This is a genomic window from Labrenzia sp. ATLA3, from assembly GCF_057180185.1.
Genome location: NZ_JBXUKV010000005.1, coordinates 423,066 through 448,710 on the forward strand (window position 1 = coordinate 423,066; position 25,645 = coordinate 448,710).

Consider the following 25,645-nt stretch of genomic DNA (forward strand, 5'->3'; position numbering starts at 1 on the left):
AGAAACGGCACCCCAAAAGGCGGAGCCAGGAGGGGTGCCGAATGGTCTAATGACGGATTCTCCTTCACCATTCGGTGCGGCATGCGCCATGTGTCCAAGGCCTTTCACGGTCAGATTGAAAGGCCCTGAAGGTGCTGGGAAGTCAGGTAGAAACCAGGAGCAACTCGAAAGTGACACATACCGGTGCGCCACCTGGAACAATGTCGCCCGAAAAAAAATTCCCATCCGGATCGACACAAAACATCGGCAGATAGGGATCGGCAGCCCCCTTGCCTCTGGCTTCATTCAAAAGCAGCACCTCGGAAATCGGGGATTCCATGGAAGGCGTGTCCACGAAATCGGCCCCGATCAAGCTGCCAATTCCCAGAAGCGCCGGCTCCCTCAAATCGAGTTCCTCGATCAGCTCGGTCACGGCCGTCGCAAGGTCCTCATGCGGGGCCAGGGAAACGATGGCCGCGTTGACGCGGTCAGGTTCGCTGAGCTTGCGGGGTCGGAAAAAGGAGAAATTCGTTTCTGCGTCCTGAGTCACATCGAAACATCCACCGTGGAAGGCATAACCCGTGCCCTCATAGGACGCGGCGATCATCACCTGATCCGGTAGCAGATGGCCGACGCAACGCCCGTTTTCCGGGTCCTCCCAGATCGCATGACAATGCAGGAACCATGCCTCGTCCCGTCGACCAACGATCGCGGTGCCCTGGGTCAGTGTGGCTGTCTTGCCCGAATGTGTCTGGCTGTACCAGGCGGCATGTGCGTCGTCAGGCGACCGGTCCGGCATGACATAGTCGTAGGGACCGATCTTCAAACCGTCGAGCCGGATCACCGCGCTGTCGCACCCGGCCTTGTCAATGGCAGCGGCGACTGCCGTCATGAACGTCATGCCCTTGGGCAGGACAAACTCGAAGGAAACCGCGTTGCCTGACACCACGTGACGGCGCGGAGTGGTGGGAGGGCCCGGGTGCTTGATCAAATGCGAGCGGCTCATGAAGTGCCCTCCAGTTCCGGCATCAGGCCACGCGCGATCAGCTCTTCGCGAATGAGTTTCTTGGTGATCTTGCCGTAGCCGGTTTTCGGCATTTCCGTCAGGAACACGAAATGGCTGGGCAGCTTGTATTTCGCCAGCCGCCCCTCCAGCGTGGCGAGCAAGGAGGTCTCATCGAGTCTTCCGCCTCCCTCCGCGACGCAGACCGCGAGCCCGATCTCGCCCCACTTGGGATGCGGTATCCCGAGAACGGCCACTTCCTTGAGAGCGGGATGGGTCAGCAGCAGTTCCTCGACTTCACGCGGATAGACGTTGGAGCCGCCGGAAATGTACATGTCCGAGGCTCGGCCGGTGATGTAAAGATACCGTTCCGCATCCATGTGGCCGAGGTCGCCGGTGCGGAACCAGCCGTCCCGGAACGCTTTCGTATTCGCCTCGTCGTCCTTGTAATAGCCGGCGCAGACGGCCGGGCCGGTAACGCAGATCTCCCCAGTGGCCATCGGTGGCAGATGCTTCCCGTCTTCATCCTGGATACTGATTTGAAGACCGGTCCGCTCTATGCCGCACGTGCCGACCCGTGCCTCCGGAACATCTTCGGCATAGTGATCGTGGCGCGGCAGAACGGTAATCGCACCCGTGACCTCTCCCAGACCGAAATACTGGACGAGAACACGGCCGAGTTTCCGCAAGGCGTATTTCTGGTCCTCCCGGTACATGGGCGCGCCGGCGTAGATGACATAACGCAGGCTGGAATGGTCGTGCGCGTCGACGGACGGATGCTCAACCAGCATCTTCACGATGGTGGGAACGGTGAACATGTTGGTCACCTTGCAACGTTCCACCAGGTCCCAGGCAACCGCCGGGTCGAACCGGCCGGAAGGCAGCAGAACGCTGACGGCGCCAACCGCGAGCTGGGTCAGTTGATGCATACCGGCGCCGTGGGAAAGTGGTGCCACGACGAGACTCACATCGTCCGGTGTAGAGGCCGGCATGAGATCGTTCAGGTGATTGAGGATGGTGAAGGTGAGTTGCCCATGGGTGAGGACAACGGCTTTCGGCCGTCCGGTGGAGCCGGAGGTGAAAAACAACCAACACGGATCGTCCCGATCCACGTCGGCATTGGCCACGTCCGTTCCCTGATAGGCATCAATCAGTGCTTCGTAGGAGGGACCGAATTCCGCATCGCCGATCGAGATCACGTCCACCAGAGCCGGCACGGCGGCGCGGCAGGCCTCGGCATGCGCGCGAAATCCGGCTTCGCAGAACATCAGGCTCACTTCAGCCTTCTGTCCGAGGTAGGCGACCTCATCGGGTCCCTGGCGGAAATTGGACGGCACCCAGACTGCACCAAGCCGGAAACACGCCAGCATGATCTCAATGATCTGGTTGTTGTTCGGCGATTGTACGAGCACCCGAGCGCCATGTTTGATGCCGAACTTCTCGCGCATGGCTGCGGCCAGGGCCGATACGCGGGCGTCGAGCTGCCGCCACGTCCAGGTCTCCTCCGACCATATGATCGCCGGGCGATCTCCGAGGCGGCCCGCATTCCGTGTCAGGAAGTGAGCAATGTTGGATGTTCGCGTTGACCACGGCAAAGCCGGGTCCCGTTCGCAGGTCGCCGCATTCATTTCACGCGCTCCAGAATGGAAACATAATTGGCGACGGCAGCGCCGCCCATGTTGAACACCCCGGCGAGTTCCACGTCGGGCAGTTGCATATCGCCTGCCTCGCCGGCCAGTTGCATCGCGGCCATGACGTGTTGGGAAACACCGGTCGCCCCCAGGGGATGGCCTCGCGATTTCAAACCGCCGGATGGGTTGACCGGCAATTTTCCGTCTCGCGCAGTGATCCCCTCGCGGATAACACGACCGCCCTTCCCACGCTCGGCAAGACCCATGGCCTCGTATTCCAGCAATTCGGCAATGGTGAAGCAGTCATGTGTTTCCACCATATCGAGGTCATCCAGGGTCAGCCCGGCTTCATCAAGCGAGGCTTTCCATGCCCTCCGCGGCCCGGCGAACTCAGTCACGTCCCGGCGGGACAGGGCCAGGACGTCATTCACCTGATTGCGCGCACGGAAGCCGATTGCCCGTTCCATGGTTTCTGCAACTTCCGGCGCGGCGACGACCAGGGCCGCGGCCCCGTCGGAGATCAGGGAGCAGTCGGTCCGCCGCAGGGGACCGGCGACCAACGGGTTCTTGTCGGACACGGTATTGCAGAATGCGGTGTCCAACGCTTTTTGCATATGCGCATAAGGATTCAGCAAGCCGTTGCGATGGTTTTTCGCGGCGATCATCGCCAATTCCAGGGAATGATCGCCGTTTTCCTGAAAATAGGTCTGGGCGATCTTGCCGAAGATTCCCGCGAAGCCGGCTTCCACCTGATCCTCTTCTTCTCTGTAACAGCCGCTCAGCATGATATCGCCGGCCAGGGTGGTCGGAACGGCAGTCATCTTCTCGGCCCCGACAACGAGTGCGATCTTTCCACGCCCGGCCGCAATGAAATCCATGGCTGAATAAAGCGCCGCCGTTCCCGTGGCGCAGGCATTTTCCAGGCGTGCCGCCGGCACATGACGCAAGTCATCAAGGGCCATCCCAACCAGCGCGCCCTCGAAGGCCTGTTGTGAGAAGCCGTTGTTGAAGACGCCTACGAAGATACCGTCGACGTCGCATGCGTCGACACCGGCATGGCCGAGGGCGGCCGGCACGACCTCTGCCATCAAACCTTCCAGGCCCGGCGCGTCGGACTTGCCGAACTTGCTGTGGGCCCATCCCACAATCTGAGCATGCTGCATCTTATTTCCTCCCGAACCCCAGACCACGCCACTCAGGCGGTGCTTGGGATGTCAAAATCCAGTTTTCTACTCAATTTGGTTTCTATCGAGCGTTTCTCTCGCTTCAAAAGATCCGCGATCCTGATCTGGCGATCCGCCTGCATGCGCGCGTCCAGAGCCGCGATGGAGAGGGCCCCGATCGGTTTTCCGTCAGGCGATAAGAGAACAATGCCCACCGCCCAGGAGTTCGGCACATACAAGCCGGGGTTCACCGACCAGCCACGCTTCCGCGTGTCCCTTACATGCTGTCTCATGAGGTCCAGCGAGTAGCCGGGATAATCGCGCGCAAGCAGGTCCGCGTTGTCCGCAATGGTGTTTTCCGCTTCCTCGTCAGACAGCGCCGCCAGAATAGCCATGCCGCCGGCTCCAACTCCGAGCGGGTGCTTTTGTCCAGCCTGGAGAGCATGAGTCCGAATTGGAAAAGACCCTTCCTCGCGATGTAGGCAGACCGAGTGCGCCCCACGCCGGATCGAAAGAAAGCTTGTGTCCTCGCTGTCCCGTGACAGCGCAACTAGACTGTCAATGGCAAGGTCGAGAAGGTTGAACCGTCGGTTCGCCATCAGGCCGATGACGTAGCTCTCCGTGCCAAGCGCATAGGTTCGGCTGTCCTCATCCTGCTCGACAAATCCCGCGCGGATGAGCGCCAGCATCATGCGCCGCACAGTCGGACGACTGAGTCCGCTCTCCTCCACCAGGAAGTTGATGGACACGGACTTTCCGCCCGCCCTGGCGATAGCCGACAGCAAGCCGAGCACGCGGTCGACACTTTGAGCCCCAGTCGACCCGTCCGATTTTTGCTGCGTTGCAGTATCCATATTATGGATATATCTCCCTTGGCAATCTCCGTATTCTGTCGCTGAATTTTGAAGATTGCAATATTTTCCAATTTATCCCTTACATTTTTATGATCTCGGCGCTACTCTATGGCAAGCTCAAATATCCATGATATGGACATAAGTCTTCAAGTCATGGAATCATCCTTTGGTGATGAGAGCGCGATTGGGAGGAAAAACTGATGAAGACTTTTGCCATTGCCGCCGCCGCGGCTCTTTCGCTTACATGTGCAGCCCAGGCCGAGACCCTGGTCATGCAAAGTGTATATCCGTCGTCGCTGCCGCTTCTGGGAGACAGCGGTGTCGGCCTGACCAAGCAGGTTGAGGCCTTGACCGGCGGCGAGTTGAAGATCGAGTTCAACGAGCCCGGTGCAATCGTTGGCGGCAACGAGATGTGGGATGCCATCTCCACCGGTGCCGTGGATGCAGGCTGGTACAGCCCGGGCTTCGCACAAGGTATTATCCCGTCCGCGGCGATCTTTACCGCGGTTCCCTTCGGGCCGGACATCCGCCCCTACACCGCCTGGTGGTACTATGGTGGCGGCAAGGACCTTTGGGCTGACATCACGGCCAAGTACAACATTCACACCGAGCTTTGCGCAATCCTGGTTCCGGAAGCCTCCGGCTGGTTCGCTAAGGAAATCAACAAGCCGGAGGATCTGAAGGGTATCAAAATGCGCATCTTCGGCCTTGGCGCGGCTGTGATGGCGAAACTCGGCGTCGAAGCGCAGTCCATGCCCGTCGCCGACACCCTGACCGGTCTTCGTCTTGGCACCATCGATGCTGCCGAAGTTTCGTTCCCGCTAATCGACAAAGCCGTCGGTATGAACGAATACGCATCGCATTATTACTTCCCTGGCTGGCACCAGCAGACCTCGCTGATAACGTTCATCATCAACCAGGATGTCTGGGACGGCTTGTCGGATCAGCAGCGCACCGTCATCCAGACCGCCTGCCAGGCCAATGTCGCCCTGACCGCAGCGGAAGGCGAAGCCAAACAGCTTCAGCCGTTGGCCGATCTGGAAGCCGCCGGTGTCCAGGTTCACCAGTGGAACGATGAGATGATGGCCGCATTCCGTCAGTCGTGGGACGAGGTTGTCGTCGAGCAGTCCGCAGCCGATCCGGATTTCAAACGCGCTTGGGAAAGCCTGTCGGATTTCCGCAAGAAATTCCAGACGTGGTCCGACTTGGCATACGTGAAGAAATGAGCAACCAGGGAGGTCGGGCGATAAGATGCGCCCGGCCTCCCGGCTGATCTTCCGACAGATTTCGGGCAGACCTGATGAACACCCTGTTGCGACTATCCGACTTTTTGGCCTTGCCTTGCCGTCTCGCGGCGCGCCTGTGCGGCTGGCTTCTGCTGGTTCTGGCGGCGGTCATTCTCTACGACGTCGTCGGTCGGCGCTTTTTTTCGACCGGATCCTTCAAGCTCCAGGAACTGGAGTGGCACATTCACGGCACGATTGCCCTGCTCTGTTTCGGCTGGACCTACCTGGCGGATGCCCATGTCCGGATCGACATTTTTTCCAGCAACATGCGCCACAACACCCGGCTTTGGATCGAGATCGTCGCGATCGTGGCTTTTCTCATTCCGTTCATGGTGCTCCTGACCTGGTTTGGGACCGACTTTGTGCTGCGCTCGTTCGAACGTGGTGAAGGCAGTCCCGGCGGCATCGGCCTGCCGAACCGCTGGATTGTCAAATCCGTGATCCCGCTTGGCGCCATGCTCACCATTTCGGGCGGACTGGCCGTCCTGTTCAAAGCCGTTGTCGCGCTGCGCCGGCCCGACATCCTGCGCACTCCCTGGGAGGATTGATCATGGCCGAGATCGTCTCCGCCTTTCTGCCGGGTGCGATGTTCCTGTCGCTCGTCGTGCTGCTTTTTTCCGGCGCTCCGGTCGCGATCATGCTGATGGGTATCAGTTTGGTCTTCGGATTGCTTGCGATCTGGACTGGAGACATGCGGCTGGTCCAGGCCACCTTGCTGCCCAACCGTATTTTCTCCGGAACAATCGACAACGCCGTCCTTGTTGCGGCCCCCATGTTCATTTTCATGGGGCTCGTTATGGAAAAGACGCGCATCGCCGAAGATTTGCTGCTGACCCTGCAGCGCCTGATGCGCATCATTCCCGGCGGCCTCGCGCTGGCGGTCATTCTCATGGGCACCATTCTGGCAGCCGCGACGGGCATCATCGGAGCCTCGGTTGTCATGCTGACCATGCTGGCCATCCCCACCATGCTGGAGCGCGGCTATGACAAGGGCCTGTCCGCCGGCACGGTTGCCTCGGCGGGCACGCTGGGCATTCTCATTCCGCCCTCCGTGATGCTGGTGTTCATGGGCGACCTGCTGTCGATCTCGCTCGGCCGCTTGTTCGTCGCCGCTCTTTTGCCTGGCCTTCTCCTTGCCGGCTGCTATGTGATCTACATCGTTGTCCGCTCGTTTTTGCAGCCCTCTGTCGCCCCCAAGGCAGCGCCCTTGAGTGACGATGAAAGGCGCGGCCTTTGGCTTGAAACGATCAAGTCCGTTCTCGCGCCGCTGCTGATGATCATCGCCGTCCTGGGTTCCATCCTGGGAGGCGTCGCCACTCCGACCGAGGCCTCGGGGGTTGGCGTCGCGGCCGCCCTGTTGCTCGGACTGCTACGCGGCCGCCTGAACCGGATGACGCTGAGAGAGTCCATGGACGGCGCGGTGACCTCGCTGGGAATGCTGTTCTTCATCTTCGTCGGCGCCACGGCCTTTTCCTACATTTTCCGCAAAGTCGGCGGCGAGCATTTCATTGTCGAGACTGCCCGTGCTCTGCCCTTCGGCGACTGGGGTTTGCTGATCTCCATGATGGCGATGATCTTCGTGATGGGCTTCTTTTTCGACTGGATCGAGATCACCCTGATCATGCTGCCGATCTTCGCGCCGGTTGTGCCTTTGATGCATCTTGGCAACCATATCGACAGTTCTCAGATGATCTATTGGTTCGCCATTCTGGTGTCACTCAACTTGCAGACCAGTTTCCTGACACCCCCCTTCGGATTTGCGCTGTTTTATCTGAAAGGCGCCGCCGGTGACATGCTGACCATGCGCGAGATCTACCGCGGCATCGTGCCCTTCGTGCTGGTGCAACTCGTTCTACTCGGGCTCGTCATCGCGTTTCCGGAGATCGCGCTCTGGCTGCCCAATCAGGTGATGCAATGACAAAGATCGGTAAACCAGGCCGGGTTGAGGGCAAACGTATTGCAGTGATAGGTGGCGGATCCGTCGGCCCTGGCTGGGGCAACGGCAAGGCAGCTGCCGTTCTCTACGCCCGCGAAGGTGGCCAGGTGCTTGTGGTGGATCAAAATGGCAAGGCTGCGATTGAAACGGTCGACCTGATCCAGGGCGAAGGCGGAAGGGCGGCGTCCTTTGTTGGCGACATGACCGACCCTGAGGCCGCGGCCGCCGCCGTGGCAGAAGCCGTCAGCGCTTTCGGCGGTCTGGACATCCTTCACTACAACATCGGCATCAGCACCCGGGGCGGCATCGGCGACACGCCTTACGAGGACTGGCGCCGCGTCTTTTCAATCAATCTGGACGCCGCGTTCCATATTACCCAGGCCGCCCTGCCGGAGCTTGAAAAGAACGGGGGCGGCGCCATCGTCTATATCACGACGCTGGCCGCCCATCTGAACGGTCCTTACCCTTATGTCGGCTACGAAACCTCCAAGGCCGCTCTTAGCCGCCTGTCCCGTAGCGTCGCCACGGAATATGCCGCCCGCGGCGTGCGCTCCAACACGGTCGTACCCGGCATGATCGATACGCCGCATGTCCAGGCTCACATCGCGACGGCTGCCAATGCGGAAACGATCGCGAAGACGCGTGCCGCCCAGGTTCCGATGAAACGGCAGGGCACTGGATGGGACGTGGCTGAAGCCGCTCTGTTTCTCGCGTCCGATGCGGCGGGGTTTATCACCGGCGTCGATCTGCGCGTCGACGGCGGCATGGCAATCCTGATGGGCAACGCCGCAATCTGATTTTCTCCCGGAGACAACCAACATGACACAGAAACTTGCTCTTGTGACCGGCGCGGCCCGGGGTATCGGCTTGGCGACGACGAAGCTATTCCTGCAAGAGGGCTGGCAGGTCGCGATGATCGATCGGGATGTGCCAGCCCTGGAGGAGGCCTCGACGGGACTGGACGGCGCCAAGGCCTTCGTCTGCGACGTCTCCCAACCGGAAGCCGTTGACCGGCTCATCACGGACGTGATGGCAACCTTCGGCCGCATCGATGCCCTGGTCAACAACGCCGGTGTCGCCGATTTCGGTCCGATAGAGGACACCAGTTTCGCCCGGTGGCGGACTGTCATGGAGACCAATCTCGACGGCGTCTTCCTGATGTCTCAGGGCGCCACACCCGCCCTCAAGGCCTCCAGGGGTGCTATCGTCAATATCGCGAGCATCTCCGGCCTGCGCGCCTCGACCCTGCGCGTGGCCTATGGCACCTCAAAGGCCGCTGTCATTCATCTGACCAAGCAGCAGGCGGCAGAACTTGGCGAATACGGCATCCGTGCCAACTGCGTGTGCCCGGGCCCCGTCCGCACCAAGCTGGCCATGGCCGTCCATACCCCGGAAATCATCGCCGCCTACCACGATGCCATTCCGCTCAACCGCTACGGTTCGGAAGGCGAAATCGGCGAGGTTATCGTTTTCCTGTGCAGTGCCAAGGCCAGTTATGTCACCGGCCAGGTTATTTCCTCGGACGGTGGTTTTGAGAGCACGGGCGTCGGGCTGCCCGCGCTAAGGGCTTAACCTTGTGGTGCGTTCGAAGATTGCCCGCTCAATCGTTCGCCTTCATCACGTCCGCCGTTTCTCGGCATCGTTGACTGCGGACGAAACGCCATCACACCCGCGCATGAGGAATGGCAGCGTTCCGAGGGATCGGCCGCCATTCCTAACGTGAGATTGATAGGTCGCAGGGTGCCTCGCGAGCCTGGAAACGCTCGTGAGAGCTTACGACTTTGAGCGGCGCTTGTTCCGCGCCCATACCCGGCGGCGGGGCCGGCTACATGAAGTCGCGCGCAATGCGCTTTTCGAAGGACTTTTTGAATATTTCCCGTTCGCCCTCGAATGCGGTGACGCCGGCGGAGATGATCCAGTCTGTCTCGGTGCAGTGCATCGCTGTCGTGGTTTTCGTCATGACAGACCAGCCGTCGCGCTCGATTAGGATTTTCCACTCGATATCGCCTCTCATCGACAGAGGGTCATTCGGGTCGATCGACCAATCCTCGTTGCGGATTTCCTGGGTACGCAGACCGTTTTCCGGATGCTCTTCCAGTCCGGCGTCCTCGTAGATACGGTAGTGGGTCAGTCCGGTGACCAGATCTTTTGCGACCGCCCGCCGGGTTTGCGCTGGCGCCAGCATTTCGTACTTCGGCAAGGGATCGGGATTTTCCGGCTCGGCAACGGCGATACGCTCGTGCTCGCCGAGAAGCGGCAAGCCAAGGCGGATGCTGGCCGTATCGATAGTCAGTCCGGGCGCCTCGGGCGATGGCAGGATGATCGGCCAGTAGCTTGTCGAGAGCGCGAGCTTGATACGATGACCGGGTGCGAAACGGTAGCCCATGGCATCAAGCTGCATGGTTATGCGGGTCTTGCGGCCATGTTCCATGGCTTCGGGTTCGGCATTGCCGTTGCGATGGGCAAGGTTGAGAACGCCGTAGCAGGCGCGGGTTTGCGTTCCGTCGGGATGGACATCGATGATGCGGACAACAAGGTTTTCAAAGTCAGCCTCACAGGCAACATCGACCGAAAACTCGGGGGCGCCGAGATAGACAGCCTCTTCGGCGAGCGGTGCGGTTGCAAATATGAGCGATCCGCCATCATCGGGACGCTGGTCTCCGGCCATCTCCGCATCCGGCTTCAGGGTAAACCATTCCCCGCCAGTAACGCCGGTATCGAGCGGCGAACGCAGATAGACATCGCCGACGCCTGCGTCGTAACCCGCCGTATTGAGCGTTCCGTCGGCCGCAACAGTCAGCGTCTCCGTCTGCGGCTCCTCCCAGTCCTGCTTGGCGACCCAGTAGCCGGGATCGTTTTCGCGACGAAGCGCCGGGCGCGGTGCATCGAGAATATAGGCGCGCATCTGCGGCAGCCGTTCAGCGCCGGTGTCGGCATCATCGAGCCAGCGTTTCCACCAGGCTATGGCTTCAGTGTGGAAGTCCATGCGCGGCTTCGGCCAGGCGAAATGCGGATATTTGTGCACCCATGGGCCGACAATCGCCTTGCCCTTGTCCTGAAGACCTTCGATCGCTTTCAGCGGCGTGTTGCGATAGCCATCCGCCCAGCCGGCGATCACCAGCGCGGGAACGGGAAATCCGTCGAAATCCTCGCAGATCGAGCCGTGCTCCCAGAAGTCGTCGCGGCGCTGATGCGAAAGCCATTCCTCCATGAAGAAGGGCTGGCCTTCCAGCCGTTCCAGCCACAGCTCCTTCCACCGGTCACCAACCAGATCGATATCGGGCGAGCGCGACTGATAGGCGAGCATCGTGCCTGCCCAGGAAAGTTGCGCGGAAAGATGCGTGCCGTTCTTGTAATGGATATCGTCATTGTAACGGTCAACGGTGGAGGCGATCGAGATCACGGCTTTGAGCTGCGGCGGCTTCAGCGCGGCGACCTGCAGGCAGTTGAAGCCACCCCAGGAAATCCCCATCATCCCGACATTGCCGTTCGACCAAGGCTGTGCGGCAATCCATTCGAGAATTTCGCAGGCGTCGGACAGCTCACGCGGGGTGTACTCGCCGTCAATGACGCCTTCGGATTCGCCAGAACCGCGGATATCAACCCGGACACCGGCTATGCCGGCCGCGGCGAAAACAGGATAGGTGGATTCGTCGCGCGGGTCGGTTCCGCCGCGTTTTCGGTAAGGCAGATACTCCAGCACGGTGGGAACCGGCTTGTCCATGGCGCTGTCCGGAATCCAGATTCGCGTTGCCAGGCGGGTGCCGTCCTTGAGCGTGATCCACTGGTCCTCAGACGTCGAAAAACCTTGTTGCGCCATGGTTTTCACCTTCTCGTATTCGGATATTATCGGGAAACGGGCGCGAGCCGCCAGTCTGCGGCCCGGCCTTGATGTGTCAGTTGCCGGCGCTGGAAATCCTGCGGCTGGCGAGCACGTCTTCCAGCCAGCCGATTTTCATCTCCGGCACGGATTTCAGCAACAGATCGGTATAATCGTCGAAAGGCGGGGTCAGCGCCTGTGACTTGGGGCCGAAGCGGACAAGTCTGCCCCGGTGCATCACCGCGACACTGTCGGCTATGGCGCGGACAATGGCGATATCGTGGGTGATGAAAACATAGGAAAGCTGCTTCTCCTTCTGAAGCTGCAGCAGCAGTTTCAAAATGCCGTCGGCAACCAGCGGGTCAAGCGCCGATGTCGGCTCGTCGCAGATGATCAGCTCCGGCTCTGCGGCAAGCGCGCGGGCAATGGCCACACGCTGTTTCTGGCCACCCGACAGCTCGGCAGGATAACGGTCGTAAAAGCCGCTGCCCATTTCGATCTGTTCGAGCAATTCGTTGACCCGGTTGCGGCGTGCGGATCCACGCAGGCCGTCATAAAACGTCACGACCCTGCCGATGATCGCGCCAACGGTCTGACGCGGGTTCATCGCGGTATCTGCCATCTGATAGATCAGCTGCAGCTTGCGCAATTCTTCGCGGCTGCGGTTCTTCAGCGCCGGCGGTAATTCCTGTCCGTCAAAGCGCACGCTGCCCGATGTCGGTGGCAGAAGCCCCGTGGCCACCCGCGCCAGCGTCGACTTCCCCGATCCGGATTCGCCGACGATGGCGAGCGTCTGCCCTTTTGGAACGTGTAGCGACACGTCGAACAGAACCGGCGTTGTACCATAGGAGGCCGAGATGTTTTTCATCTCCAAGACGCGGCCGGACTGGTCGCCGGCTTCCTCGTTCCGGATTGCGCGGACATTCACCAGTTCGCGGGTATAGTCGGCGTCGGGGTTCTCAATGATCTTCTCGACGCTGCCGTATTCCACGGTTTCGCCGTTGCGCAACACCATGATGTCATCGGCCACCTGCGCCACGACCGACAGGTCATGGGTGATGTACAGCGCTGCGGTTCCGGTTTTCACGATCGCGGTCTTGATGGCCGCCAGAACGTCAATCTGGGTGGTGACGTCCAGCGCGGTGGTCGGTTCATCGAAGATGATGAGTTCCGGCCGGCTGCACAGCGCCATCGCCGTCATGGCGCGCTGCAACTGTCCGCCTGAGACCTGGTGGGGGTATCGGTCGCCGAAGGTTTCCGGCTCCGGCAGTCCGAGAATTCCGAACAGTTCGACTGCGCGAGCACGGGCTTCCGAGCGGCTCATCAACCCATGGCGCACCGTCGCTTCGATCACCTGATTGCCGAGCTTGTGGGCGGGGTTGAACGAGGCAGCTGCCGATTGCGAGACGTAGCAGACCCGCGCGCCGCGGATAGCGCGTGTACCGGCCTTGCCGAGTTTCAGGATGTCGACGCCATCCAGCAGAACCTCGCCGCCGGTAATCGTGACGCCGCCGCGCCCGTAGGCCAGCGGTGAAAGCCCGATCGTGGATTTGCCGGCGCCTGATTCACCGATCAGGCCGAGAACCTTGCCGCTTTCCAGCGTAAAGCTCACACCCTTGACGATCTCGATGGGATGGGGACGCTCGCCCGGCGGATAGGCCATGGCGCCGATCTCAAGGTTGCGGACCTCCAGAAGGGGTATTTCGTCTGGTTTTCGAAGCTCAGCCACCGCGGCCTCCTTTTAGGCTGGACGTGCGATTCAGCAGCCAATCGACGACGAGATTGATCGAGATGGTCAGCACGGCAATCGCTGCACCCGGCACAAGGGCAGCGGAAATGCCGAAGATGATACCGTCCTTGTTGTCCTTCACCATGCCGCCCCAGTCGGCGGTCGGCGGCTGGATGCCGAGCCCGAGGAACGACAGGGTCGAGATGAACAAAACGGCGAAGGCGAGGCGCAGGCCGAATTCGGCCAGAAGCGGTGTCATCGCGTTCGGCAGGATCTCGCGGAAAACGATCCACAGCGTCTTCTCACCGCGCAATCTTGCCGCCTCGACAAAGTCCATGACCGCGATGTCGCCCGCCAGCGCCCGGCCGAGGCGGAAGACGCGGGTGGAATCGAGCACCGCCATGACGCCGATCAGCACCGCCAGATTCTGCGGCAGCGCCGCCAGCACGATCAGCGCGAAAATCAGCGTCGGGATCGACATCATCAGGTCATTGAGGCGTGACAGACCCATATCGACAAATCCGCGCGTGACTGCCGCAACGAAACTGAGCACAACGCCCAACGAAAAGGAGAGAACGGTGGCGCAGAACGACACGAACAGCGTCATCCTGGCGCCGTAGATCATGCGCGACAGCAGATCCCGGCCGAGATTGTCGAGACCGAGCGGAAAGGCCTGGCTGGCCGCCTCCCAGGGGGCCCCGACAACCTGGTTCTCGCCGTAGGGTGCAAGCCAGGGAGCGAAGGCGGCGGCGATGACGGCTATGGCGATACCGGTCATGCCGATCCATGCCGTCAGGGAAACAGAACGGATATTCATCGTGGATGCCTCAGACGCGGATTGGCAAGAATGGACAGAATATCGGCGGTCATGTTCAGAAGAATGTAGATCGCCGCGAACACCAAGCCGCAGCCCTGCACCACCGGCAGATCGCGCACGGTCACAGCATCCACCATGTACTGACCCATGCCGGGATAGACGAAGACCACTTCAACCACGACGACGCCAACGATCAGATAGGCGAGGTTGAGCGCGACGACATTGATGATCGGCGCCAGCGCGTTGGGCGCGGCATGTTTCACGATCGCCCGCAAGGCGCCGATACCTTTGAGTTCGGCTGTCTCCATATAGGCCGACGCCATGACATTGATGATGGCGGCCCTCGTCATGCGCATCATGTGCGCGATCACCACCAGAACCAGGGTTGCCACCGGCAGAATGATGGTCTGAAGCTTCTCCAGAAGGGTCATGCTGTCATAGACCGTGGCCGGAAACGTCGTGACGGGGTGCTGGACCACGAAAACCATGATCAACAGGTAGGCGACGAAGAATTCTGGCAGCGAGACTGCGGCAAGCGAGATGAGGTTGATCAGCCGGTCGACCAGACGGTCGCGATAAAGCACGGCGAGAAGGCCGAGGCCTACGGCGAGCGGAACGGCAATGATCGCCGCGGCGCCAGCCAGAATCAGCGAATTGCCCAGACGGTCTGCAATCTGTGTGCTGACCGATTGGCCGCTGGCCCAAGAATTGCCGAAATCGCCATGCAATACATTGAAAAGCCAGTCGAAATAGCGGGTTACGAGAGGCTGGTCGAGGCCGAATTCGGCGCTCAGATTGGCGATTGCCTGTGGCGTTGCGGATTGACCGAGATAGGTCTCGGCAAAATCGCCGGGCAGGATCTCGATCCCGGCAAAAATCAGGACCGAACTGGCAAACAGCAGGCCGATGCCGAGTAGGAACCGCTCGCCAATGCGGCTTCCCATGGGAAAGCGCGCGCGCAAAACCGCGAGCGGGCCGGGAACCGGCGCTTTGCCGGTGGCGGAGGTAACGGGTTGGTTTTCTGTCATGGTGTCCACGAAAGCCGCGGGTCTTGCCCGCGGCTTCCTCGTTAGTGGGATCAGGAGACGAGCCAGGCGCGGCTGGCGAGCTGTCCGTTGGAGAGGTCGTTGCCGACATCGTCAATCCAGCCCTTCATCTTCACCGAACGGGCGTTGAGGAAGTTGTTGAACACGGGCAGGATCAGGCCGCTGTTGTCGCGTACCTTGATCGCCATCTCGCGGTAGAGCGCGCGGCGCTTTTCCTGATTGGTTTCGGCGCGGGCCTCAAGCAGCATCTTGTCGAACTCGGGGTCGTTGAAATGGGTGTCGTTCCAGGGCGCCGTCGAAAGCTGGCTGGTGGTGTAGCGGAGATCCTGCGTTGCGCGGCCGCCCCAGTAAGCAGCTACGAACGGCTTCTTGTTCCAGATATTCGACCAGTATCCGTCGGAAGGCTCACGCTGGAGCTGGATGTCGATCCCTGCTTTCTTCGCATTTGCCTGGAACAGCACGGAGGCGTCGATCGCGCCGGTAAAGGCACCATCGGAGGTGCGTAGTAGGATCGGGCCGTCATGGCCGGATTTCTTGTAATAATGGGCCGCTTCTTCCGGGTCGTAGGCGCGCTGCGGAATGTCGGTCGGCGCCAGCGCATAGGCATCATTGACGGGATAGTCGTTGCCCAACGTGCCATAACCGCCGAGAACGGTTTTCAGCAGCGCCTCGCGGTCGATGGCGAGTTTCAGCGCCATTCTGAGGTCGTTATTGTCGAAAGGTGCGGTGTCGCCTTGCATCAGGAAGGAATAGAAGCCCTTGCCCTTGGTGCTGATGGTCTCGATGTTCGGCGCCCGCGACAGCAATGGCATCGTCTTCGGGCTGAGCGTGTTGATGAAATGCACCTTGCCGGACGAGAGCGCCGCGATGCGGGCTGTATTGTCGTTGATGACGAGCACCTCGACGCTGTCGACGAAACCGCGATCCTCGTTCCAGTCATCTTCATTCTTGGAAAAGGTGATGCGAATGCCCGGCTCGAAGCTTTCGAGCTTGTAAGGCCCCGTGCCGATCGCGTTGTTCGGATCGTCCATGCCGCCGTTCTTCTGGATCTGCAGATGGTAGTCGGTCAGCGTCAGCGGCAGGTCGGCGTTGCCGTTCTTCAGCGTAATGACAAGATCGCCGCCTTTTTCCTCGATGGTTTCGATCCCTTTGAGAAGGCCGAGTGCTGCGGAGGTGGAGTCCTTGTCGGAATGCCGGCGGAGCGTCTGGGCGGCATCGTTGACGGTGAACGGCGTGCCGTCATGAAAGCGCACATCCTTGCGCAATTTGAAGGTCCAGACCTTTGCATCTTCGGAAGATGTCCAGCTTTCGGCAAGGCTGGGGAGCGCCTCGCCGGACACCGGATCGGTGGTGACCAGCCTGTCGCCCCAGGTGAAGCCGACCAGGAACATGGCGCTGCCGGTGTAGGTGCCGGGATCAAGAACATCGGTCGTCTGCCCGCGGTCAAGACCGAGGACGAGGTGGCCACCGCGCTGCGGTTCTTCGGCAGCTTGGCTTTCGCTCGGCACCAAAAGCCCGGAAGCGGTTGCCGCAAACCCGACAGCAGCGGTAGAGGCAAGAAAGGCGCGGCGATCAAGGCCGGATTTCTGAATGGTTGATTTCGTTTTTTTCATTTGGCTTTGCCGGTCTTTTCTAGCGTTTCACATATCGCCCGTGCCGCTTCACGATTACGGATGCTGAATAGTCGCAAAAGGTCGTATCGGGATGCCTGGAGGCGCGGTTGACGGGTCTGTCAGAATTCATGTGCAGCTGCATAAGCGGCTTGCGCAAGCCGGACAACTTCGCTTATTGATGCACAGTGACGCTACTTGACGCTATTATGATCGGCTCCGAACAGATTGAAAAACAGTAACAAAAGTCGTTTCGCGGCCAATTTGAGGCTTGCCTGCGATACCCGTCCGTCGATTACAGCAATCTGTCGCGAGATCGGGATCAACAGGCAACAGTTCAACCGCTATCTTGCCGCGCAAACTCGTCCTTCGCCTTTTAATGCGGGGAAAATTGCGCGGTACTTCAAACTTAAACCGCAGGACTTCCTGCTGCCGGAGAAGCATTTTCAGGACATACTGGGCAAGCCAGATGAAACCATCGGGCCGAATTTCCTGTTGCGGGAGGGGTTTCCCGGAAACCTGCCGGAGCTGCGCCAGTACGCAGGCTATTACGAAATTTACCACAAAAGCCTGTCATGGCCCGGAACAATCGTCCGAAGCTTTGCCAGACTCGAGGAACACAACGGTCAGGTCACGGTGAAAACGATCGAGCGGATCTATGATCGGGACCTGGAGATTCGGCAGCTTTCGAAATATTCCGGACTGGCCGCCTACTGGCGCAACCGGCTTTTTATCGTCGAGCGCGGCATGAGCGAACATTCTTTCCTGTGTCAGACTACACTGATGCCGTTTGCAGAACACCAGCGCACCTATCTGCGCGGGGTGACGACCGGCGTTTCCTGGCGTGAGGAAAACCTGCCCTATTCCACGCGGACCATATGGCGCGCGGTGGGTCCGAACCCGGACAAGCGGCAGCTGTTGGAAGGATGTGGCCTGTTCAATGAAAAATCGCCGAAACTGCCCCTCCCCGTGCGCCGCTATCTGAACGTCGACGGCGAAAACCACACGCTTGTCGCCACACGGTAAAAAACAGAGCGTCCCGGATATTCATAGTTGTTGAGGTTGGTAAAAACAGGAAAAGAGCCAAGTCGGCTCTTTTCCAGGGCGGTTCAAAGGCACCGATCAGCTGAGCGGGCTGCGTGCTTCCACCATTCCGACCAGCCAGCTGGATCCGAATGGAATGGCTTCGTCGTTGAAGTTGTAATAGGGCGAGTGCAGACCGGCACTGTCACCATTGCCTAGATTGATGAAGGCGCCCGGTCGCTTCTGCAGGAAGTACGCGAAATCTTCTGCACCCATGGACGGCGCCATATCATCATCGACATTCTCGGCGCCGGCGATTTCACGGGCCACGGCCACGGCTGCCTCCATTGAAGCAGGATCATTCACCGTGACCGGATAGCCTGCAGCGAACGAGAACTCGATCTTGACGTTGGCACTCAGTGCAATACCGGCACAGATTTCGCCAATCCGTTTTTCGGCAAACTTCATCATGTCGTCACTGAGTGCGCGCACCGTACCGGTAATTTCAACCGTCTCCGGGATCACGTTTCTGGCGGTTGAATCCGATGTCAGGTTTGTCAGCGAAATGACAAGCGATTCGAGCGGATCGGCATTGCGCGAGACAATGGTCTGGCAGGCCATGATGATCTGAGCGGCCACTGGCATTGGGTCAATGCAATCGTGCGGCTCTGCAGCATGACCGCCCTTGCCCGTGATCTTGATGGTCGGATTGCCGACGGCTGCCATGTTCGGGCCTGCGCGACCGGCGAAACTGCCAACCGGCATGCCGGGCCAGTTGTGCATGCCGTAGACTTCATCAATGTTCCAACGCTCCAAAAGCCCGTCTTCCAGCATACAGCGCGCACCAAAACACCCCTCTTCACCGGGCTGGAAAATCAGCACGGCCTGACCGGCGAAATTGCGGGTTTCTGACAGGTATTTGGCGGCGCCGAGCAGCATAGCCGTATGACCATCGTGACCACAGGCATGCATTTTACCCTGATTTACGGAGGCATACTCAACGCCGGTCAGTTCGGTAATCGGCAGGGCGTCCATATCTGCGCGCAGCGCAATGGACTTGCCTTCGCCGCCGCGTCCTTTGATGACAGCGACAACGCCGGTCTTACCGACGTTTTCGACGACTTCTTCACAGCCAAAGGATCTTAGAAGTTCAGCAACTTTGCCGGCCGTGCGCGTTTCCGTGAAACCCAGTTCGGGATTCGCGTGGATGTCGCGGCGCCATGCACTGATTTCCGAAAGCAAATCGGCAAAGCGATTCTTGATTGCCATAAGGCATTTCCTTGCAGTTTTTGGGTATTGATAGACGGTGGCGGGAAGGATCTGACATGGACGGCTATCGCCTCCATCGCGGCGCAGCTTCTCAGGCTCCAGAGGGAGCAAGTCAACCCTAGTTTGTTTAGTCCCGGCATTTGATGGATTGAATTTAGGCCGTAAACTCATGAATTTAGGGGTTCACGAGGAGCGACTGAATAGTGGATAGCCTCGGGTTGCCAGACGCCCTCGGCCTGCATTTTCTGCTGCCGTTCGAACTAGATGGGTGACAGCCTCCCGTTCCTGACGTGCTTTCGCCTCGGGTCGTAGAACATCTCGATGGTATCGAACACATCCGGCCGACGTCTTCGCGAGTTTTGTTGGCTCGGCGCCGTATCCGCTCGCGCTTCAACAGGTTGAAGAAGCTCTCGGCAACAGCGTTGTCGTGGCCGGTCCCGTGCCGGCTCCTCCATTGCCCGGCAGGCGATGTAACGCATCGCCGAGAGGAGGCCTGCGACACGGCGGGAGTAGAGATCGATCACCCCCTCCAAAAAAATATGCAAAGCCTTCCCGTATCCTGACGTCGGGGATGTTCGTACCCAGATCCGGTGGGGGGGACCACATCAAACTGTCGGTCCAATGTGTTGTCGTTGACCAATGGCGGTGTTGCATACACCCGGGAAAATTTCAGGGCGAAGAATGCCGACGGCTTCACCGAGTGATCCCGTCGGCATGAGTGAATTCAATAATTTGCGATGCCGGAACGAAGCCCGAAAGCCGTTCCCAAAACGTGGGAGGTCCGCTTGCTGACGAAACTTGCGACACCCCCCATAAAACTCATTGGACTGGGCCTGATGAGGTAGACGGCAGGCTCGATGACTCAGCTCGCTTTACAGGTCCTGATGCCAATGAGGCTGTAGAGAGGGCAATTTCCAACTGCTGCCGTGAGAAGGAAAACAAGAGCAACGGCGATCAACACCCAATGCAAGACGCCGCTTGAGGCGAACGCCGATCCAAAGCTAATGCCCAAGAGAATGATTGCGACAAACACGCGAATGCCGCGATCAATGGTTCCCATATTTCTTTTCATGTTCTGCTCCTTGATGGAATCCGAGGAAGCGAACAATCGCATGCCCAGCAGCCGGTATTGTGTGACTTGGTCACCGTCCGCAAACCCTGTTCCTGTGCCTGGTTCACACAGAGCGGACAAGTTGTTCCAGTCCCTCCCGTCCCACCAGGCGTATTTCGCCTCGCAACTGTTCGATCCAGCCGCGGCGATGAAACTCCGAGAGCGTTCGCGAGATCACCTCGCGTGCCGTTCCCAGCTCAGAAGCGAGGACCGCATGGGTCGCATGGACATAGCCGTCGGCATTGGCAAGCTCCAAGAGACGGGACGCGAGACGAACATCCATGCGTTGAAACACGATGTCGTCGATTAGGGTGAAAAGGTCGGTTATCCGGCGGGAATATGCTGTGAAAACAAACTCTCTGAATATGGACGAATGTGCTACGAGCTCGTCGAAGACCTTTCGTGGGATTGCTGCTGCAGTCACCGCTGTTTCTGCAATGCCTTCGGCGGAATAGTTCTCGAATGCCAGCATGCACGCGGTGGTCAGCACGCAGCTTTCGCCGGCATGAACCCGGTAAAGCAGCACGTCACGTCCGGTTGCCGAGTGGTGCTGGACACGCACCGTACCTTCCAGCAGCAAGAGGAGATTGTCTGCGGACTGGCCGGGTTCGAAGACCCGGGTGCCGGCAGGAACCGAGACGATCCTGCTTCCGCTTTTCAGGTCCGCCCGAATGTCTGCGGGAAGCCCCCTGAGCCCCTGAAACCGGTCAATCCAGTTGTCTGCCAGGTGATTCATGAAGCGTGCTCCGATTCCAATAAAGTCAGTTTGCACGGCGGTGCTACCGCCGTGCGACTCGAATACCAGTTTTGCACGCGGGTCGTCAGATTGCGCGCGTCGAAAAATACCAGTCCTTGGTCTGGTAGCCTTCGTTCATTCGCGCATCTGCCGCATCTGTCGTCTGGGGTGTCGGCACGATAACGTCCTCGCCCGGCCTCCAGTTCTCGGGCGTCGCCACCTTGTGCGCGTCCGAAGTCTGAAGCGCCTGGACCAGGCGGAAGAATTCATCGACTGAGCGGCCGTTGGTCATGGGGTAATAGACCATTGCCCGCAGAATGCCTTCTGGATCGATTATGAAGGTCGCCCGAACCGCTTGGGTGTCGGATGCGCCGGGCTGGATCATGCCGAATGCCTGTGCCACCTTCATATCCAGATCGGCAATGATCGGGAACGGAATGGTGACGTCGAAGGTCTCCTTGATCGAGCGAACCCATGCGATGTGAGCGTAGTGACTGTCGATGGACAGGCCAAGTAGCTCTGTATCGAGCCTGGCGAAGTCTTCAGCCCGGCGAGCGAAGGCGGTGAATTCAGTCGTGCACACCGGGGTGAAGTCGGCCGGGTGCGAGAAAAGGATCAGCCATTTGCCACGGAAGTCCGAGAGGGATTTCGTTCCGTGTGTGGTCAGTGCGCAGAAGTCGGGAGCCGGCTCGTTCAGGCGTGGCAGGCCGACATTACGATCGTTTGAGGCAGGGGTTTCAGCAGTCATCGATAGGCTCCTTGAGTGGTTGCCTGCCAAAAGTATGAACTTGCTCGTTATATTGGAAATTGATTTAATCGCGTTCTGTAATTCAAAAAAACGATCAGAAGATGACCACTCTCAGACAGCTTCGGTTTCTCACGGCCCTTGCGGAAACGAGAAATTTCTCCCGCGCGGCTGAACTGTGTCATGTCACGCAATCCACGCTTTCGAACGGCCTGAAAGAACTTGAAGACAGGCTGGGTGTGCAGGTGGCGGAACGGACCAAGCATTCGGTCATGATGACCCCGGTCGGCGAAGATCTTGCGGATCGTGCACGAGATGTGCTCGCCCGCGTGAAGGACTTCGAAGACCGCGCCGACCGCGAGGTTGAGGCCGGGACCACGCAGCTTCGGCTGGGAGCGATCCCGACCATTGGCCCGTTTCTCATGCCGAGAGCCATGCCGCTGCTCCGCGCGGCATATCCGGATATGAAGCTTTATCTGCGTGAGGAATTGACTGACGCGCTCATCGCGGGACTGGTTGACGGACGGCTCGACCTCATACTGATCGCCCTGCCATATGAGTTGCCGTCTCAGGTTGCCGCCGAGGAGCTTTTTGCCGACGGCTATCGTCTTGCCGTCCCGTTGAGTCATCCCCTGGCGAACCGGAAGTCGCTCGCAGGGGAGGACTTGTCCGGACGGCAGCTGCTTCTTCTCGAACGCGGGCATTGCCTTCAGCGCCACGCGCTGTCCAGTTTCCCGGAAGTTCGGCTCAATGAAGACGAGAGTTTTGCTGCCACAAGCCTGCCAACGCTTGTCGCAATGGTGGAGGAAGGACTTGGCATCACCCTCTTGCCGCAGCTTGCTCTGGATGCCGGCGTTACAAAGGGGCACGCTCTGAGCCTGTCCGAGCTGCCCGACGCGTGTCCACGCCGGGTGGCTCTGGCGTGGCGCAAGTCCTCAGCACAGGGTGATCTATATGGCCGGATAGGCGCTCACCTGCGCGACGCCAGGGACCATCTGCAAGATGCCGCTTCAAGGTGACGGCCAGCGCCTCCGGTCAAACCTGCTTCAAAAGCTGAGCACGCGCGTACCGTCAGCCAATAGTCGTGCCGCAATCTCGTCGGGCTTTGCCACCCCGATACCTTCAAGCAGGACCGACGGGTCTTCACCGCGTCCTGGCAGGTAAATCGCGCAAACCTCGACCGAGGCCCCGGTTTTCTGACGGATTGTCTGCATAAGCCCCTGGGGGCTCATATCACGCGGAGGCTGGCCGGAGGTTGCGCTCTCCGGAGCGTCGCGCAATGCGATATCTCCCGCCGGTCCGCAGAGCAGGATGTGCGTTTCGGCACCCTTTTGCGCCGCCTGCATCGTCAGCACCATTGCCATCAACTGGGTCTGAGGTTCGGCCGAGGTCACCACGGTCACGAGTTTCTTCGCTTCCTGCGCTGTGACGGTGGTTACGGTTGCGGCGCAGATTACCGCGACTGAGAGAGCACGGGTCAGGAACTTCATGGGGCTTCCTTTCAGGTTCATTCAGGTTGGCAGATCTCCCGTGCCACGACAGCGCGGATAGTTCGGACAGTCAGCGCTGCGATGGTGAGAATGAGAAGCGCCAGCAAGGTCCAGCCGATCACGCGGTGTGGCGCGGAGCCATCAAGTGCAGCAAAGCGGAAGCTGGCTGTGGTCATGGCGGCCAGTGGGAATGACAGGGCCCAGAACGGCAGTGCAAACGGAAGCCGCAACAGCGCAGGGACCTGGATCGCAACAAGCGCGGTAAAGAAGTAACCGATGTTCAGCAGCAGCCGGGCCGGTGCATCCACGGCGCCGTTCGACAGTTGAATCCAGGCGAGAAAGGCGACAGCGGGCGGGGCGATCAGGATCACCAGTGTCGGACGCAGTTTGCCGGGAAGCGGATCGTGAAAGATGAGCCGGTTGAAGACAAGTGTCAGCAAGACGATCCAGAAAACGATGCCGACCGAGAAGAAGTACCAGCTCGCCTCGATATGGCCCAACGGGACACCGGCGAGCGGAACAACAACGTTGCCTACCGCCGGTATGAACCAGGCCGGAGAGAGCTGACCTGGGCCGAAGGAGCGATGGGAGATCCAGGCCGTCACCACGACAAGCGTGAAGACTGCCTGTGCCGACGCTCCGATAATCCAGACGATATTAGCTGCTGCAGGGTTCTGTTCACGCAGGAAAGTCGCAAAAAGCAACAGCGAGATTGCGGTCGCCGGAAAAAAGGCGAGCCTTACCGGATGGTGCCACTCCGCGGCAACGGATTCCGGATGGCGCAGCGCCTTGAGCAGATATATCGCGGCAAGCAACACCAAAACCGCAAAAGCGGTCCAGCCAACGGCCGAGGAAGCCCCGGCAACGCCGCAGGCGTGCAACGCCAGAGCCAGACCGAATAGCCCCATCGTGACGCCGAAGATGCTGATCGGAAAATGTTCCAGTCGTGACGGCAGTGCCGCCTGTCCGGTATCAACGGTCATGGTTTTCAATCCTGCGGTTATTCGGAATGGTCTTCGCCGAAACTGACCGTATTGGCGTTGTGGATTTTCTTGCCAGGTCGTTCGATCAGGTCGCGCTGACGTTCGAGCCATCCCTTGTGACATTCTTCGTCCAGCGCGATCTTGCCGTTCAACATGATGATCGCCCTTTAGTTTGATGAGTTCGGGTTGGCCTTTTGGCTCCCGTGTTATTCGGCCGGAAGCTTGCCTGTCGCATCTCCCGTCAGGCGCTGCGGCAGGGCGAACGCGACGGCAACGAAAACTGCCCCCAGTGCAATGCCCAGAAGATCGCCCTGAACGGTCCAGATGCTCTCATAGGCAGAGCCGGGTACGGAGCCTAGCGTGACCTTGCCGCCTGCGATGTCATCAAGCAGTCCGGAGGCCTTCCACATTGGATAGGTCGCCATGTATGCGGCGGCTCCGAACAGACCGCCGACGACGAAGATCAATGCACCTCTTCGACCGGCAGCAGCGGCGCCGATGGCCGTGCCCGGACAGTAGCCGGCAGCCGCCCAGCCGACACCGAGCAGCAGTCCGCCGATAAAGACGCCTGCATAGGCCGCCTTGACCGACATGTGGCCGACATCCACAAGCCCGAGCATCTGGCCTCCGAACATCAGGATCGAACCGGTTCCGATGGCCAGAAGGATGGTTTTCATCAGGTTCAGGCGCCGTAATGTCAGCATGCCGATGATGACATTGGGGTTGGTGGCCCCGATCCGGTCCAGGACGAAGCCGAATGCGGCACCGATCGCAATGGCGAGTACGAGGGTCATCGGTCAATCCTCCCTGTACATGAAGAGGGCTGTAGGAACGGCTGCGAGAAAGGCGCCGAGGGCGAAGATGTAACCGGACAGGGACGTCTGCATCATGCCGCTCATCATGTGTCCGGAGGTGCAGCCACCGGCAAGACGCGCGCCGTAAAGCACGACAAAGCCTCCCGCAAAGGCCACCGCGTAGTGCTTCCACGGTGTGTCGCCAAAGTTGGCCCGCCAGACAGCAGGCAGACGGCGCTCCTGTCGTCCGATGCCGCCCTTGAGCAGCGTTGAGACGAAGGCGCCCGCCGCCATGGCCAGCACAAAAACGAAACTGTAGTTCAACGGGTTTGCGGCATTACCGGCATATTTGCCGTTCGACTTGGCCATGTAGGCATTCGTCGATGTGTAACCGTCTGCGGTCCTGGTGATGAAATCGGGCGTAACAACATCCGTAACGATTGCATCAAGGATCACGAACTGCGTGCTGACGCCGATGGGCTTCATGAGAAGCACCGCGGCAAAGAAGACCGCACCGAGCAGGACGCCACCTAGTCTCCAGTCCCAGGTCATTTCGACATCTCCTTTGGTATCGGGCCGGCAGACCATGCGAAACATTTCGCCTTTCACCGGCAGTTCCC

At 59.7% G+C, this 25,645-nt stretch carries 25 protein-coding genes and 1 pseudogene; 7 read left to right on the plus strand and 19 right to left on the minus strand.

What is annotated here, in order from left to right; translation table 11 throughout:
• Positions 1-142: 142 nt before the first annotated feature.
• From AC2A6O_RS16120 to AC2A6O_RS16135, 4 genes are read right to left on the minus strand one after another with little or no spacing between them, the layout of a single operon-like run.
• The gene (locus tag AC2A6O_RS16120; protein WP_498928538.1) at positions 143-985 is read right to left on the minus strand and encodes a PPC domain-containing DNA-binding protein; all 843 of its coding nucleotides are present in this window, start codon (positions 983-985) and stop codon (positions 143-145) included.
• On the minus strand, positions 982-2,610 hold the full coding sequence (locus AC2A6O_RS16125; RefSeq protein ID WP_498928540.1) for an acyl-CoA synthetase: 1,629 nt from the start codon (positions 2,608-2,610) through the stop codon (positions 982-984). Before AC2A6O_RS16125 ends, AC2A6O_RS16120 begins: the two co-directional genes overlap by 4 nt.
• Complete coding sequence (locus tag AC2A6O_RS16130; RefSeq protein ID WP_498928542.1) at positions 2,607-3,776, minus strand: acetyl-CoA acetyltransferase; 1,170 nt, start codon at positions 3,774-3,776, stop codon at positions 2,607-2,609. The genes AC2A6O_RS16125 and AC2A6O_RS16130 overlap by 4 nt, the downstream gene beginning before the upstream one ends.
• A gap of 32 nt (positions 3,777-3,808) precedes the next feature.
• Positions 3,809-4,630, minus strand: a complete 822-nt coding sequence (locus AC2A6O_RS16135) for an IclR family transcriptional regulator (RefSeq protein ID WP_498928544.1) — start codon at positions 4,628-4,630, stop codon at positions 3,809-3,811.
• A 200-nt stretch (positions 4,631-4,830) separates the two neighbouring features.
• On the opposite strand from AC2A6O_RS16135, the gene AC2A6O_RS16140 reads away from it, so the two are divergent.
• From AC2A6O_RS16140 to AC2A6O_RS16160, 5 genes are all read left to right on the plus strand, one after another.
• Positions 4,831-5,856, plus strand: a complete 1,026-nt coding sequence (locus AC2A6O_RS16140) for a TRAP transporter substrate-binding protein (protein WP_209001429.1) — start codon at positions 4,831-4,833, stop codon at positions 5,854-5,856.
• A gap of 74 nt (positions 5,857-5,930) precedes the next feature.
• Positions 5,931-6,464: a TRAP transporter small permease subunit gene (locus AC2A6O_RS16145; protein WP_498928547.1), complete on the plus strand. Its 534-nt coding sequence runs from the start codon at positions 5,931-5,933 to the stop codon at positions 6,462-6,464.
• 2 nt (positions 6,465-6,466) lie between these two features.
• Entirely contained in the window at positions 6,467-7,834 is a 1,368-nt protein-coding gene (locus AC2A6O_RS16150; RefSeq protein ID WP_498928549.1) for a TRAP transporter large permease, read from the plus strand.
• Positions 7,831-8,649, plus strand: a complete 819-nt coding sequence (locus tag AC2A6O_RS16155) for an SDR family NAD(P)-dependent oxidoreductase (protein WP_498928551.1) — start codon at positions 7,831-7,833, stop codon at positions 8,647-8,649. The genes AC2A6O_RS16150 and AC2A6O_RS16155 overlap by 4 nt, the downstream gene beginning before the upstream one ends.
• Positions 8,650-8,671: 22 nt before the next feature.
• Positions 8,672-9,424: an SDR family NAD(P)-dependent oxidoreductase gene (locus AC2A6O_RS16160; protein WP_498928553.1), complete on the plus strand. Its 753-nt coding sequence runs from the start codon at positions 8,672-8,674 to the stop codon at positions 9,422-9,424.
• Between the two features lie 253 nt (positions 9,425-9,677).
• Here AC2A6O_RS16160 and AC2A6O_RS16165 read toward each other — a convergent pair whose 3' ends face one another.
• The 5 genes from AC2A6O_RS16165 to AC2A6O_RS16185 form a co-directional block, all read right to left on the minus strand.
• A complete protein-coding gene (locus tag AC2A6O_RS16165; protein ID WP_498928555.1) occupies positions 9,678-11,672 on the minus strand; it encodes a CocE/NonD family hydrolase in 1,995 nt (664 codons plus the stop codon).
• A gap of 76 nt (positions 11,673-11,748) precedes the next feature.
• Positions 11,749-13,374 carry an ABC transporter ATP-binding protein gene (locus AC2A6O_RS16170; RefSeq protein ID WP_498928754.1) on the minus strand — a complete coding sequence of 542 codons (1,626 nt, stop codon included), beginning with the start codon at positions 13,372-13,374 and terminating at the stop codon, positions 11,749-11,751.
• A gap of 19 nt (positions 13,375-13,393) precedes the next feature.
• Complete coding sequence (locus AC2A6O_RS16175) at positions 13,394-14,218, minus strand: ABC transporter permease (protein WP_148587581.1); 825 nt, start codon at positions 14,216-14,218, stop codon at positions 13,394-13,396.
• Positions 14,215-15,246: an ABC transporter permease gene (locus AC2A6O_RS16180; RefSeq protein ID WP_498928558.1), complete on the minus strand. Its 1,032-nt coding sequence runs from the start codon at positions 15,244-15,246 to the stop codon at positions 14,215-14,217. Before AC2A6O_RS16180 ends, AC2A6O_RS16175 begins: the two co-directional genes overlap by 4 nt.
• Positions 15,247-15,296: 50 nt before the next feature.
• Positions 15,297-16,877: an ABC transporter substrate-binding protein gene (locus tag AC2A6O_RS16185; RefSeq protein ID WP_498928560.1), complete on the minus strand. Its 1,581-nt coding sequence runs from the start codon at positions 16,875-16,877 to the stop codon at positions 15,297-15,299.
• Between the two features lie 261 nt (positions 16,878-17,138).
• On the opposite strand from AC2A6O_RS16185, the gene AC2A6O_RS16190 reads away from it, so the two are divergent.
• Positions 17,139-17,900 (plus strand): helix-turn-helix domain-containing protein, encoded by a 762-nt coding sequence (locus AC2A6O_RS16190; RefSeq protein ID WP_498928562.1) that lies wholly within the window; start codon positions 17,139-17,141, stop codon positions 17,898-17,900.
• Between the two features lie 96 nt (positions 17,901-17,996).
• Here the strand turns inward: AC2A6O_RS16190 and AC2A6O_RS16195 are convergent, their stop codons facing one another.
• From AC2A6O_RS16195 to AC2A6O_RS16215, 5 genes and pseudogenes are all read right to left on the minus strand, one after another.
• A complete protein-coding gene (locus AC2A6O_RS16195; protein ID WP_498928756.1) occupies positions 17,997-19,166 on the minus strand; it encodes a M20 aminoacylase family protein in 1,170 nt (389 codons plus the stop codon).
• 260 nt (positions 19,167-19,426) lie between these two features.
• Positions 19,427-19,614: pseudogene (locus AC2A6O_RS16200) on the minus strand (IS3 family transposase); the annotation flags it as partial.
• Between the two features lie 414 nt (positions 19,615-20,028).
• Entirely contained in the window at positions 20,029-20,238 is a 210-nt protein-coding gene (locus tag AC2A6O_RS16205) for a YgaP family membrane protein (protein ID WP_498928564.1), read from the minus strand.
• Positions 20,239-20,341: 103 nt separating this feature from the next.
• Positions 20,342-21,013, minus strand: a complete 672-nt coding sequence (locus AC2A6O_RS16210; RefSeq protein WP_498928566.1) for a Crp/Fnr family transcriptional regulator — start codon at positions 21,011-21,013, stop codon at positions 20,342-20,344.
• An 85-nt stretch (positions 21,014-21,098) separates the two neighbouring features.
• On the minus strand, positions 21,099-21,761 hold the full coding sequence (locus AC2A6O_RS16215; protein WP_498928568.1) for a peroxiredoxin: 663 nt from the start codon (positions 21,759-21,761) through the stop codon (positions 21,099-21,101).
• A gap of 101 nt (positions 21,762-21,862) precedes the next feature.
• Here AC2A6O_RS16215 and AC2A6O_RS16220 point away from each other — a divergent pair, with 101 nt between their 5' ends.
• Positions 21,863-22,777 carry a hydrogen peroxide-inducible genes activator gene (locus AC2A6O_RS16220; RefSeq protein WP_498928570.1) on the plus strand — a complete coding sequence of 305 codons (915 nt, stop codon included), beginning with the start codon at positions 21,863-21,865 and terminating at the stop codon, positions 22,775-22,777.
• A gap of 27 nt (positions 22,778-22,804) precedes the next feature.
• On the opposite strand, the gene AC2A6O_RS16225 is transcribed toward AC2A6O_RS16220, so the two are convergent.
• The 5 genes from AC2A6O_RS16225 to AC2A6O_RS16245 are packed head-to-tail and all read right to left on the minus strand — an operon-like array spanning position 22,805 to position 25,577.
• Entirely contained in the window at positions 22,805-23,248 is a 444-nt protein-coding gene (locus AC2A6O_RS16225) for a DsrE family protein (protein ID WP_498928572.1), read from the minus strand.
• A 17-nt stretch (positions 23,249-23,265) separates the two neighbouring features.
• The gene (locus AC2A6O_RS16230; protein ID WP_148587573.1) at positions 23,266-24,231 is read right to left on the minus strand and encodes an SLAC1 anion channel family protein; all 966 of its coding nucleotides are present in this window, start codon (positions 24,229-24,231) and stop codon (positions 23,266-23,268) included.
• A 17-nt stretch (positions 24,232-24,248) separates the two neighbouring features.
• Positions 24,249-24,386: a hypothetical protein gene (locus tag AC2A6O_RS16235; RefSeq protein WP_498928574.1), complete on the minus strand. Its 138-nt coding sequence runs from the start codon at positions 24,384-24,386 to the stop codon at positions 24,249-24,251.
• 51 nt (positions 24,387-24,437) lie between these two features.
• The gene (locus AC2A6O_RS16240; protein ID WP_498928576.1) at positions 24,438-25,025 is read right to left on the minus strand and encodes a DUF6691 family protein; all 588 of its coding nucleotides are present in this window, start codon (positions 25,023-25,025) and stop codon (positions 24,438-24,440) included.
• 3 nt (positions 25,026-25,028) lie between these two features.
• Positions 25,029-25,577, minus strand: coding sequence for a YeeE/YedE thiosulfate transporter family protein (locus tag AC2A6O_RS16245; RefSeq protein ID WP_498928578.1), 549 nt, complete (start codon positions 25,575-25,577; stop codon positions 25,029-25,031).
• Between the last annotated feature and the right edge of the window lie 68 nt (positions 25,578-25,645).